The organism is Pelomonas sp. CA6, assembly GCF_022549225.1.
Taxonomy (GTDB): domain Bacteria; phylum Pseudomonadota; class Gammaproteobacteria; order Burkholderiales; family Burkholderiaceae_C; genus Roseateles.
In genome coordinates this window covers 100852-112328 of record NZ_JAKZFD010000008.1, presented here as the reverse complement: position 1 = coordinate 112328, position 11477 = coordinate 100852, and the positions used below count along the sequence as shown (strand labels likewise).

Here is an 11477-nt window from a genome sequence, read left to right as displayed (position 1 = left end):
TCAGTCCATTTTCGCGCCGGACGTCTTGACCACCTCGGCCCAGCGTCGAGTCTCCGCGGCGACGAACTTGCCGAAGGCCTCGCCATACAGGTTGGGCGTCTCGGCCCCCAGCTGCGTCCAGGCCTGGCGGATCTCGTCGGTGGCGAAGGCTTTCTTCAGCTCGGCCTGCATCGCGCTGACCACCTCTTTGGGCGTGCCCTTGGGGGCCCATAGGCCGTACCAGGTGGCCACCTGGTAGCTGGGCACGCCAGCCTCCACCGTGGTGGGCAGGTCGGGGAAGCCCGGCGCGCGGCGCGGGCCGGCGACGGCCAGCGCCTTCACGCGGCCCGCGCGTATGTGCTGGGCCGACGAGCCCAGGCCGTCGAACATCAGGTCCACCTGACCGGCGATCAGGTCCTGCAGCGCGGGGCCGGCGCCGCGGTAGGGGATGTGGGTGATGAAGGTCTGGGTCTGCTGCTTGAACAGCTCCCCGGCCAGGTGGTGCGAGGTGCCATTGCCCGCCGAGCCGTAGTTGAGCCGCGCCGGGTTCTTGCGCACCTGCTCCAGCAGACCCTTCAAGTCCTTCGCCGGCAGGTTCTTGGGGTTCACGACGATGACCTGGGGCACGCTGGCCAGCAGCGCCACCGGCACGAAGTCGTCCTCCAGCTTGTAGTCCAGCCGCGGGTACATGGCCGGTGCGATCGCGTGGTGGACCGCGCCCATGAAGAAGCTGTGGCCGTCCGGCGCCGCCTTGGCGGCCAGCGTGGCGCCCAGCGTGCCGCCGGCGCCGCCCTTGTTGTCGATCAGCACTTGCTTGCCCAGCTGACGGGTGAGCACCGCGCTGAGCGGCCGCGCGAAGGCGTCGGTGCCACCGCCGGCCGGGAAGGGCACGATCACCGTCACCGGCTTGCTGGGCCAGCTGTCCGCGGACGCGGCCGGCGCCGCCAGGCCCAGGCCGGCCATCAGGGCCAGCCACACCAGGTCACGGCGCCGGGGCGCGCCTCGTGGCGTGGACGAGGCGGGGGCGGCGTTCGGGAACAAGCGGGACATGGAAGCTCTCCTCGTGTCGTTGTGCTGTCGGACCCGGTGCGGGCGGGCCCATTGTGCACAGCGCCGCGGCCTCCGGACCTCGGGCAGATGCGTAGCCGGGTTCGCCTGTTCGCGCCGCAGACACCGACCGGAATACAGACAGCCCGACGCCATGCCCGCAGGCGGACTGTCTGCCTTTCGGACGCTGGCCTGGCCTGACCGGGCTGCGTCGCCCAAGCCAGGGGCGCCTGGTGGCCGCTGCAGTCATGGTTTGCCCGCAGCCCGGTGCGGGCGGCACGGCATTTGCAACCAGCCGCTGCTGCAAGCCGCGGCCCATGCATGGCCGACGGCAGACAGGAGACAAGCATGAACCAGACGTCCTTGCGCGCCGGCCTGCGCCGCGCACACACCCCCTTGAGCCTGGCCGCGCTGCTGGCCTGCTGCGCGCTGCCGGCGCAGGCCCAGTCCGCCGAGCCGGCCACGCCGCCCCGCGACGAGCCGCGCGCCGAGACGGCCCGGCTGGACACCGTGACGGTGACGGCGCGCCGCCGCGAGGAAAGCCTGCGCGACGTGCCGGTGGCCGTCACCGCGCTGGGGGCCGCGGCGCTGGAGACGCTCAACGTCAAGAACCTGGGTGACCTGCAGGGCCAGGTGCCCAGCCTGACCATCTATGCCGCGCGCGGCAGCAACACCACGCTGACCACCTTCATCCGCGGCGTGGGCCAGGCCGATCCGCTGTGGGGCGTGGACCCGGGCGTGGGCATCTACCTGGACGATGTGTACATCGCCCGTCCGCAGGGCGCGCTGCTGGAGGTCTTCGACACCCAGCGCATCGAGGTGCTGCGCGGGCCCCAGGGCACGCTGTACGGCAAGAACACGATAGGCGGCGCGGTGAAGTATGTGTCGCGCCCGCTGTCCACGCGGACCGAAGGCCAGATCACCCTGGCCGCCGGCACCCACGGCCAGCTCAACGCCAGCGGTTCGCTGGGTGGCGCCAGCGCCGACGGCCAGTGGCGCGCCCGTATCGCGCTGGCCGCGCTCAAACGCGACGGCTATGGCAAGAACCTGAACGACGGCTCCGACGTCTCCGACCAGGACACCAAGGCCGGCCGCGTCAGCCTGGGCTTCTTCCCCACCGCGATGCCCTTCACGCTGCAGTTCAGCGCCGACGACACGCGCGACCGCTCCCACATGCGCGGCTTCCAGCGCATGGCGGTCAATCCCTTCGATCCCGCCAAGACACCGGCCACCACCGGCCGCTACGACATCGACAGCGGCATGGACAACGCCAACCGCACCGACAGCAATGGCTACGCGCTGACCGCCACGCTGCGCCTGTCCGAAGCCTGGAACGCCAAGTACATCCACGCCTACCGCCGCAGCGACACCGCGACCGCGATCGACTTCGACGGCCTGCCCAGCAAGATCGCCGACGTGAAGGCCAGCTACAAGGACCATTCGCGCAGCAACGAACTGCAGTTCAGCTACGACGGCGGCGGCAGCCACAGCGGCGTGCTGGGGCTCTACCATTTCGACGGCCAGGCCGGCGGCACGGTGCTGAACAACTTCCTCAACCTCAGCTTCGGCAACACCAATGGCACGGTGTTCACGCGCGGCAAGGCCGCCTATGCCGACTGGAGCTGGCGCCTGACGCCCCGCCTGGGCCTGAGCGCCGGGCTGCGCTACACGCAGGAGACCAAGCGCGCGGTGGTGCTCAACCAGGCGTTCTCGGACGCCAGCTTCAGCAAGCCCATCGCGACGCTGAGCGACTTCGACAAGCGCCTGGAGGTCAGCAACACCGCGCCCAAGCTGGCGCTGGACTACAAGCTCAGCGGCAGCACCAATCTGTACGCCACCGCGTCGCGCGGCTTCAAGTCCGGCGGCTACAACATCCGCGCCAACGTCGCCTCGGTGCCGGACTCGGCCAAGCCCTTCAAGGACGAGGTGCTGGATTCCTACGAGCTGGGCGCGAAGATGGTGCTGGACCAGGGGCGGCTGGAGATCAACACCGCGCTGTTCCACAACAACTACAAGAACGTGCAGCTGTCGGTGTTCAGCTCCTACACCCAGCCCAACGGCCAGCCGGGCTTCTTTGGCGACTTCACCAACGCCGGGCGCGCCACGGTGGACGGCGGCGAGCTGGAGTTCGTCTGGCGCCCGCATGCCGCCTGGACGCTCAGCGGCAACATCGCCGCCGTGCGGGCCAAGTACAAGGAGTACCTGGACCGCGGCGTCAACGTGGCCGACCAGAAAAAGTTCAGCAACACGCCCAAGCTGCAGGGCGCGCTGAACCTGGAGAACCGCAGCGCCATGCCCTTCGGCGGCACGCTGCGCACGCGGCTGGGGCTGAGCTACCGCAGCAAGGTCTATCCGACCACGGACCTGAACGAGATCCTGGCCCAGCCGGGCTATGCGCTGCTGTCGGCCGGCGTGATCTGGGATCGCGATGCGCACTGGAGTTTCGCGCTGCAGGGCAGCAACCTGACCGACAAGGCCTACCGCACGGATGGCTACAACATCCCGGTGCTGGGCGTGCTGTCGGGCTACTACGGGCCGCCGCGCCAGGTCACGGCCAGCGCCAGCTACCGTTTCTGATCGCTGGCGATCCGGGCTCGGCCCCGGGGCCGTCCACCCGCGGCGCCCCGGGGTCTTACTCTGTCGTCGGCGGGGAGGGCGCTGCTACATTGAGGCCTCGCTCCACCCGTTTGACCGCCCCGTTTGTCCGACGTCTGCCGCATGGCCGCCCTGCCTTTGTCTCCCTCCGATCTGCCCCAGGATGCCGAAGCCGTGCTGCGCATGTCGGCGCAGTCGCTGTTCGAGGTGCTGGACCAGGCGAGCCAGGGCATGATGGTGGTGGACCGCCACCACCGCATTGTCTGGATCAGCGAGGGCTACAAGCGCTTCCTGCCCGCGCTGGGATTCGGCCACGAGACCGAGTTTGTCGGCCGGCGCGTCGAGGAGGTGGTGCCCAATTCGCTGATGGCCCATGTCATCGACACCGGGCGGCCCATCCTCGTGGACCTGCTGACCAACAAGGCCGGCACCTTCCTGGTCAGCCGGCTGCCGCTGCGCAACGGCGCGGGCGAGGTGGTGGGCGCGGTGGGCCTGGTGCTGCTCGACCAGCCCGAGACGCACATGCAGCCGCTGATCTCCAAGTTCGGCCGCCTGCAGCGCGAACTGGACGAGGCGCGCCGCGAGCTGGCCGCCGAGCAGGTGCGCAACCGCCGACCCAAGTACACCATCACCAGCTTCATCGGCTCCAGCCCGGCGGCGCTGGAGGTGAAGCGTCAGGCGCGCCGCGTCGCGCAGACCGACTCCACCGTGCTGCTGCTGGGCGAGACCGGCACCGGCAAGGAGCTGCTGGCGCACGCCATCCATGCGGCGTCGCCGCGCGCGCAGCGTCCGCTGGTCAGCATCAACATCGCCGCGGTGCCGGAGACCCTGCTGGAGGCCGAGTTCTTCGGCGTCGCGCCGGGCGCCTACACCGGCGCCGAGCGCAAGGGCCGCGACGGCAAGTTCAAGCTGGCCGACGGCGGCACCCTGTTTCTGGACGAGATCGGCGACATGCCGCTGGCGCTGCAGAGCAAGCTGCTGCGCGTGCTGCAGGAGCGCGAGCTGGAGCCGCTGGGCAGCAACACCGTGGTGCCGGTGGACGTGCGCGTGATCGCCGCGACCAGCCGCGACCTGACCGCGATGGTGGCGCAGGGCAGCTTCCGCGCCGACCTGTTCTACCGCCTCAACGTGCTGCCCATCCGCGTGCCGCCGTTGCGCGAGCGGCGCGAGGACATCGAGTCGCTGGCGGATGCGCTGGGCGAGGACATCGCGCGGCGCAGCGGCATGCCGCAGAAGCTGATCGCGCCGCAGGCGCTGGACTGGCTGGCGCGCCAGCCCTGGCCGGGCAACATCCGCGAGCTGCGCAATGCGCTGGAGCAGGCCAGCCTGATGAGCGACGAACCCCAGCTGGGCGTGGCCGATTTCGAGGCGGCGCTGAGGAGCGGCGCGGGTACGGCGCCGATGCCGCGACCCGATCCCATCGCGTTACCCCCGGGGCCGGTCGTCGCCGAGGCCGCCGCGCAGCCACCGGCTCCCGAGCCCATGCCCCTGCCCGAGGGCCATGCCGAAGCCCATGCCGAGGCCGGGCTGCGCCCGCTGCCCGAGATGATCGCCCACCTGGAGCGCGAGGCCATCGCCCGCGCGCTGCGTCTGACCGGCGGCAACCGCATGGCCACGGCGCGCCTGCTGCAGATCTCGCGTGCCTCGCTGTACGAGCGGCTGGCGCGCTGGCCGGAGCTGGGCGCGGCCTGCGCGCCGACCGAGCTGCCCTGACGCGCATCGCGGGGTCAGGTCTTGTCTGACTGGAATCCGGACGCTGTCTGAATTTCGGACATAGGTCCGAGGCGGCCGTCCATCTTCAAGGCAGCGCGGCGGGCGACCTGCGGACGGCGCTGGCCTGCGGGCCTGCTCAGCAGGGCGGGTCTTGGTGTTTTCCCCGGGCCGGCGGCGCTGGGCACGGGCCTTGCAAAACGGTGCAATGCCACAGAGCCGTCCCTCCGAGGAGACGGCCAGCCCTCACCAAGGAGACAAACGCATGAACGCTCGCCGGCAACTGCTGCTGCGCGCCACCGCCGTGGCCGCCATCCTGTCCTGCTCACCCTGGTCGGCGGCGCCTGCGCTGGCCCAGGGCAAGGACATCCGCATCGCCCACGTCTACAGCAAGACCGGCCCGCTGGAGGCCTATGGCAAGCAGACCCAGGTCGGCTTCATGATGGGCCTGGACTACGCCACCGGCGGCAGCATGAGCGTGGCCGGACGCAAGCTGGTCGTGATCGAGAAGGACGACCAGGGCAAGCCCGACGTGGGCAAGAGCCTGCTGGCCGCCGCCTATGGCGACGACAAGGCCGACCTGGCGGTGGGACCCTCGTCCTCCGGCGTCGCGCTGGCCCTGCTGCCGGTGGCCGAGGAGTACAAGAAGATCCTGCTGGTGGAGCCCGCGGTGGCCGATTCCATCACCGGCGACAAGTGGAACAAATACATCTTCCGCACCGGCCGCAACAGCTCGCAGGACGCGATCGCCAACGCCGTCGCGCTGGACAAGCCCGGTACCGTGATCGCCACGCTGGCGCAGGACTACGCCTTCGGCCGCGACGGGGTCAAGGCCTTCAAGGACGCGATCAAGAAGGCCAAGGTGGTCCATGAGGAATACCTGCCGACCAGCACCACCGACTTCACCGCCGGCGCGCAGCGCCTGATCGACAAGCTCAAGGACCAGCCCGGCCGCAAGGTGATCTTCATCATCTGGGCCGGTGCGGGCAATCCCTTCAAGATCGCGGACCTGGACCTGAAGCGCTACGGCATCGAGATCGCCACCGGCGGCAACATCCTGCCGGCGATGACCGCGTACAAGCAGTTCCCCGGCATGGAGGGCGCGGCCTACTACTACTTCGGCATCCCGAAGAACCCGGCCAACGAATGGCTGGTGTCCAACCACTACAAGCAGTTCAAGCAGCCGCCCGACTTCTTCACCGCGGGCGGCATGAGCGCGGCGATCGCGGTGGTCGAGGCGCTGAAGAAGACCGGCGGCGACACCACGACGAACAAGCTGATCAAGGCCATGGAAGGCATGAGCTTCGAGACGCCCAAGGGCAGGATGACCTTCCGCGCCGAGGACCACCAGGCCATGCAGAGCATGTACCACTTCAAGATCAAGGTGGACCCGGCCTTCCCCTGGGGCGTGCCCGAGCTGGTGCGCGAGATCAGGCCCGAGGAGATGAACGTCCCCATCCGCAACAAGCGCTGACCGCGCCGGCCGCCGGGCGAACGCAGGCCGTCGTTGCGGGGCCTGCGTCCGCCGGCCGCGCCCCGGACCCCGCTCATCGTTCAGGATCCTCATGCTCGAAACCCGCAAGCTCACCATCCGCTTCGGCGGCCATGTGGCGGTGGACCAGGTGTCCTGCGCCTTTCGCCCCGGCACGCTGACCGCCATCGTCGGCCCCAACGGCGCCGGCAAGACCACCTACTTCAACCTCATCTCCGGGCAGCTGCCGGCCAGCGAGGGTCAGGTCTTGCTCGACGGCGAGGACCTGACCCGGCTGAGCGCGCCGCTGCGCACGCGCAAGGGCCTGGGTCGCGCTTTCCAGCTGACGCAGCTGTTTCCGCATCTCACCGTGCTGGAGAACGTGCGCCTGGCCATCCAGGCGCGGCGCGGCCTGGGGCTGCGCATGCTGTCGGTGTGGCTGCAGCACCGCGAGCTGCTGGACGAGGCGATGGCCGTGCTCGGCCAGGTGCGGCTGGAGGGCAAGGCGCAGTCCGTCGCCGCCAGCCTGCCGCATGGCGACCAGCGCAAGCTGGAGGTGGCGATGCTGATCGCGCTGGACCCCAAGGTCTATATGTTCGACGAGCCGACCGCCGGCATGAGCGTGGACGAGGTGCCGGTGATCCTGGACCTCATCCGCGCGCTGAAGGCGCGCGGCGAGCACACCATCCTGCTTGTCGAGCACAAGATGGATGTGGTGCGCGAGCTGGCGGACCGCATCATCGTGCTGCACCAGGGCCAGCTGGTGGCCGATGGCGAGCCCGCCGCGGTGATCGCGTCGCCGGTGGTGCAGAACGCCTACCTGGGGCTGGACGTGGCCGAGGAGGCCGTCGCATGAGCGCGCCGCTGCTGAGCCTGCAGGGCGTGCACACCCACATCGGGGCGTACCACATCCTGCATGGCGTCGACCTCGCCGTGCCGCAGGGCCGGCTGACCATGCTGCTGGGGCGCAATGGCGCGGGCAAGACGACCACGCTGCGCACCATCATGGGCCTGTGGCCGGCCAGCCGGGGCCAGGTGCAGTTCGCCGGCGAGGCCATCGGCGGCCCTGGCACGCGGGCGCACACGCCCGAGATCGCGCAGCGGGACATCGCCTACGTGCCCGAGAACATGGGCATCTTCGCCGACCTGACGGTGGCGGAGAACCTGCTGCTCGCGGCGCGGCGCGCGCGCTCGGTGGACGACATCGACACGCGCCGGCTGGAATGGCTGTTCGGCCTCTTTCCGGCGCTGAAGAAGTTCTGGCTCTACCCGGCCGGCAAGCTCTCGGGCGGGCAGAAGCAGATGCTGGCCATCGCCCGCGCGATGATCGAGCCGCGCCGGCTGCTGCTGATCGACGAGCCCAGCAAGGGGCTGGCGCCGGCCATGGTGCGCAACCTGGTCGACGCGCTGCGCGAACTCAAGCGCACCGACACCACCGTGCTGCTGGTGGAGCAGAACTTCATGGTCGCCAAGGCCCTGGGCGACCAGGTCGCGGTGATGGATGACGGCCGCGTCGTGCACGCCGGCGCCATGGCCGAACTGGCCGAGGACGAGGCGCTGCAGCAGCGTCTGCTGGGCCTCAGCCTGGGAGCACATCAATGAATACCGCGGTTTCAGTCGCCGCCGCCGTGTCCGACGCGGCGGCCATCCCCAAGGCCCGTTTCGACCTCGTCCCGCTCGCCCTGGTGGCGCTGCTGGCGCTGGCGGCGCTGCCGCTGGTGGGCTCGTTCAGCACCTGGGCCACGCTGACGCTGGCCGGGCTGGCGATGGGGCTGATCGTCTTCGTCATCGCGTCGGGCCTGACCCTGGTCTTCGGGCTGATGGATGTGCTGAACTTCGGACATGGCGTGTTCATCGCGCTGGGCGCCTTCATGGCGACCACGGTGCTGGGCGCCATGAGCGGCTTCACCGAGACGCCCAATCTCTGGGCCAATCTCGCCGCGATCGCCCTGGCCGCGCTGGTGGGCATGGCGGTGGCCGGCGCCGTGGGCATGGCCTTCGAGCGCCTGCTGGTGCGGCCGGTCTACGGCATGCACCTGAAGCAGATCCTCATCACCATGGGCGGCATGATCGTCGGCGAGGAGCTGATCAAGACGATCTGGGGCGCGCAGATGCTGCCGCTGCCGCTGCCCGAAGGGCTGCGCGGCTCGCTGCTGATGGGCGATGTGGCGATCGAGAAGTTCCGCCTGGTGGCGGTGGTCGTGGGGCTGGCGGTGCTGGCGCTGCTGCTGTGGCTCCTGAACCGCACCAAGCTGGGCCTGCTGATCCGCGCCGGCGTGCAGGATCGCGAAATGGTCGAGAGCCTGGGCTACCGCATCCGGCGGCTCTTCGTCGGTGTCTTCGTCGGCGGCTCGGCGCTGGCCGGCCTGGGCGGGGTGATGTGGGGGCTGTACCAGCAGGGCGTCACGCCGCAGATCGGCGCCCAGGTGAACGTGCTGATCTTCATCGTCATCATCATCGGCGGGCTGGGATCCACGCTGGGCTGCCTGGTCGGCGCGCTGCTGGTCGGGCTGATGGCCAACTACACCGGCTTTCTCGCGCCCAAGGTCGCGCTGTTCTCCAACATCGGGCTGATGGTGGCGATCCTGATGTGGCGCCCGCAGGGGCTGTACCCGGTCACCAACCGCTGAGGCCGCGATGCTGAACAACCTCCTGTCTCATGATCTCCCGCGCAGCCGCTGGCTGGCGCTGATGCTGGTCGTCGCGGTGCTGGGCCTGGCGCTCACGCCCTTCATCTTTCCCGGCACCAAGGCGCTGAACGTGGCGGCCAAGGTGATGGTCTTCATCGTGCTGGTCGCCAGCTACGACCTGCTGCTGGGCTACACCGGCATCGTCAGCTTCGCGCACACCATGTTCTTCGGCATCGGGGCCTATGGCATCGCGATCGCGTCCAGCCGCATGGAGCCGGGCTGGGGCGCCGTGGCCGCGGGCCTGGGCGGCGCGCTGGCGGCCTCGCTGCTGCTGTCGCTCGTGATCGGGCTCTTCAGCCTGCGCGTGAAGGCGATCTTCTTCGCGATGATCACGCTGGCCGTGGCCTCGGCATTCCTCACGCTGGCCTCGCAGCTGTCGGACTTCACCGGCGGCGAGGACGGGCTGAACTTCCGCGTGCCCGAGGCGCTGTCGCCGGGCACCGAGTATCTGGACGAGCCGTTTCTCGGGGCGAGCATCGACGGCCGCTTCCTCAGCTACTACCTGCTCTTCGTGGCGGTGGTGGCGCTGGTGCTGCTGATGCTGCGCATCGTCAACTCGCCCTTCGGCCGCGTGCTGCAGGCCATCCGCGAGAACGAGTTCCGCGCCGAGGCCATCGGCTACCGCACGGTGGTCTACCGCACGCTGTCCAACGTGCTGGCGGCGCTGTTCGCCACCTGCGCCGGCGCGCTGCTGGCCCTGTGGCTGCGCTACTGCGGCCCGGACACCTCGATGTCCTTCGAGATCATGCTGGACATCCTGCTCATCGTCGTGATCGGCGGCATGGGCACCATCTATGGCGCGGTGATCGGCAGCGTGCTCTTCGTGCTGGCGCAGAACTATCTGCAGGACCTGATGAAACTGGGCGAGGGCGCGGTGGCCGGCGTCCCGGTGCTGTCGCAGCTGGTCTCGCCGGACCGCTGGCTGCTCTGGCTGGGGGTGCTGTTCGTGCTTTCGGTCTACCACTTCCCCACGGGCATCGTCGGCCGGCTGCGTCTGGCCGCGTGGGCCCGGGGCCAAGGTTCTTCCTGACGCGGAGCCACCCATGAGCTTCACTTCCCACTACCTGCGCTGCGAGGGCCGCGAGATCCACTACACCGAGTGGGGCGCCGGCCATGCCGAGACGGTGATCGCCTGGCACGGCCTCGCGCGCACCGGGCGCGACATGGACGACCTGGCCGGGCACCTGAGCCAGCGCTACCGCGTGATCTGCCCCGACACGCTGGGGCGCGGCCTCTCGCAATGGAGCCCCGACCCGGACCGCGAGTACTGCCTGGACTTCTATGTGCGCCTGGCCACCGCGCTGGTGGACCAGCTCGGGCTGACCCAGTTTCACTGGGTGGGCACCTCCATGGGCGGCGCGATCGGCACCGTGGCCGCGGCCACGACCCTGCGCGGGCGCATCCGCCGCCTGGTGCTGAACGACAACGGGCCGGAACTCGCCGAGCCCGCGCTGCAGCGCATACGCGCGTACGCGGGCCACCCCGCCGCCTTCACCACGGTGAGCGAGCTCGAGCAGTACTTCCGCCAGATCTACGCCCCCTATGGCTGGCTGAGCGACGCGCAATGGCGCCGCCTGACCGAGACCTCCACGCGCCGCCTGCCCGACGGCCGCGTGACGCCGCACTACGACCCGGCCATGGTGCGCCAGTTCACCGCCCACGACAACGACTACCTGCGCTGGAGCGAATGGGACAGTCTGGACCTGCCGGTGCTGTGCCTGCGCGGCGAGGCCTCCGACCTGCTGCTGGCCGAAACCGCCGAGGCCATGCGTGTGCGCGGCCCGCGCGCGGTCGTCGTCACCATCGCCGGCTGCGGCCACGCGCCGGCGCTGAATGTGCCGGAGCACTATGCGTTGGTGGAGCGGTTTCTTAGCGGCGGGTGAGTCTTTGCGCTTTGTGCGAATCGGAGTCTGTTGCCCCCGATGGAGGGATTGCCGTTCGCTTTTTCCTCAACCAGGATAAAGCCAGCTTCTATGCGAATAAAG

General features: G+C 69.7%; 9 protein-coding genes. 8 read left to right on the top strand and 1 reads right to left on the bottom strand.

Translation table 11 applies throughout. The annotated features are described in order from the left end of the window. Positions 1-1029: a Bug family tripartite tricarboxylate transporter substrate binding protein gene (locus LZ017_RS14460; RefSeq protein ID WP_374109928.1), complete on the bottom strand. Its 1029-nt coding sequence runs from the start codon at positions 1027-1029 to the stop codon at positions 1-3. Positions 1030-1374: 345 nt separating this feature from the next. Between LZ017_RS14460 and LZ017_RS14455 the strand changes: the two genes are divergently transcribed. The 8 genes from LZ017_RS14455 to LZ017_RS14420 all read left to right on the top strand — a co-directional run bounded on the left by LZ017_RS14455 (position 1375) and on the right by LZ017_RS14420 (position 11375). Beyond that, a complete protein-coding gene (locus tag LZ017_RS14455) occupies positions 1375-3603 on the top strand; it encodes a TonB-dependent receptor (RefSeq protein WP_241397578.1) in 2229 nt (742 codons plus the stop codon). Positions 3604-3744: 141 nt separating this feature from the next. Further along, the gene (locus LZ017_RS14450; RefSeq protein ID WP_241397576.1) at positions 3745-5334 is read left to right on the top strand and encodes a sigma-54-dependent Fis family transcriptional regulator; all 1590 of its coding nucleotides are present in this window, start codon (positions 3745-3747) and stop codon (positions 5332-5334) included. 262 nt (positions 5335-5596) lie between these two features. Then, on the top strand, positions 5597-6805 hold the full coding sequence (locus LZ017_RS14445) for a substrate-binding domain-containing protein (RefSeq protein ID WP_241397575.1): 1209 nt from the start codon (positions 5597-5599) through the stop codon (positions 6803-6805). Positions 6806-6896: 91 nt separating this feature from the next. Beyond that, positions 6897-7658: an ABC transporter ATP-binding protein gene (locus LZ017_RS14440; protein ID WP_241397574.1), complete on the top strand. Its 762-nt coding sequence runs from the start codon at positions 6897-6899 to the stop codon at positions 7656-7658. Beyond that, positions 7655-8404: an ABC transporter ATP-binding protein gene (locus LZ017_RS14435; RefSeq protein WP_241397573.1), complete on the top strand. Its 750-nt coding sequence runs from the start codon at positions 7655-7657 to the stop codon at positions 8402-8404. The genes LZ017_RS14440 and LZ017_RS14435 overlap by 4 nt, the downstream gene beginning before the upstream one ends. Continuing rightward, a complete protein-coding gene (locus LZ017_RS14430; protein WP_241397572.1) occupies positions 8401-9432 on the top strand; it encodes a branched-chain amino acid ABC transporter permease in 1032 nt (343 codons plus the stop codon). Before LZ017_RS14435 ends, LZ017_RS14430 begins: the two co-directional genes overlap by 4 nt. 7 nt (positions 9433-9439) lie before the next feature. Next, positions 9440-10522: a branched-chain amino acid ABC transporter permease gene (locus LZ017_RS14425; protein WP_241397571.1), complete on the top strand. Its 1083-nt coding sequence runs from the start codon at positions 9440-9442 to the stop codon at positions 10520-10522. A 13-nt stretch (positions 10523-10535) separates the two neighbouring features. Further along, positions 10536-11375 carry an alpha/beta fold hydrolase gene (locus LZ017_RS14420; RefSeq protein ID WP_241397570.1) on the top strand — a complete coding sequence of 280 codons (840 nt, stop codon included), beginning with the start codon at positions 10536-10538 and terminating at the stop codon, positions 11373-11375. Positions 11376-11477 lie beyond the last annotated feature (102 nt).

Excerpts from the sequence above, each read along its gene's own strand:
- LZ017_RS14455 (WP_241397578.1), top strand. The coding sequence starts at position 1,375 with ATGAACCAGACGTCCTTGCGCGCCGGCCTGCGCCGCGCACACACCCCC.
- LZ017_RS14425 (WP_241397571.1), top strand. The coding sequence starts at position 9,440 with ATGCTGAACAACCTCCTGTCTCATGATCTCCCGCGCAGCCGCTGGCTG.
- LZ017_RS14420 (WP_241397570.1), top strand. The coding sequence starts at position 10,536 with ATGAGCTTCACTTCCCACTACCTGCGCTGCGAGGGCCGCGAGATCCAC.
- LZ017_RS14430 (WP_241397572.1), top strand. The coding sequence starts at position 8,401 with ATGAATACCGCGGTTTCAGTCGCCGCCGCCGTGTCCGACGCGGCGGCC.
- LZ017_RS14435 (WP_241397573.1), top strand. The coding sequence starts at position 7,655 with ATGAGCGCGCCGCTGCTGAGCCTGCAGGGCGTGCACACCCACATCGGG.
- LZ017_RS14460 (WP_374109928.1), bottom strand. The coding sequence starts at position 1,029 with ATGTCCCGCTTGTTCCCGAACGCCGCCCCCGCCTCGTCCACGCCACGA.
- LZ017_RS14450 (WP_241397576.1), top strand. The coding sequence starts at position 3,745 with ATGGCCGCCCTGCCTTTGTCTCCCTCCGATCTGCCCCAGGATGCCGAA.
- LZ017_RS14445 (WP_241397575.1), top strand. The coding sequence starts at position 5,597 with ATGAACGCTCGCCGGCAACTGCTGCTGCGCGCCACCGCCGTGGCCGCC.
- LZ017_RS14440 (WP_241397574.1), top strand. The coding sequence starts at position 6,897 with ATGCTCGAAACCCGCAAGCTCACCATCCGCTTCGGCGGCCATGTGGCG.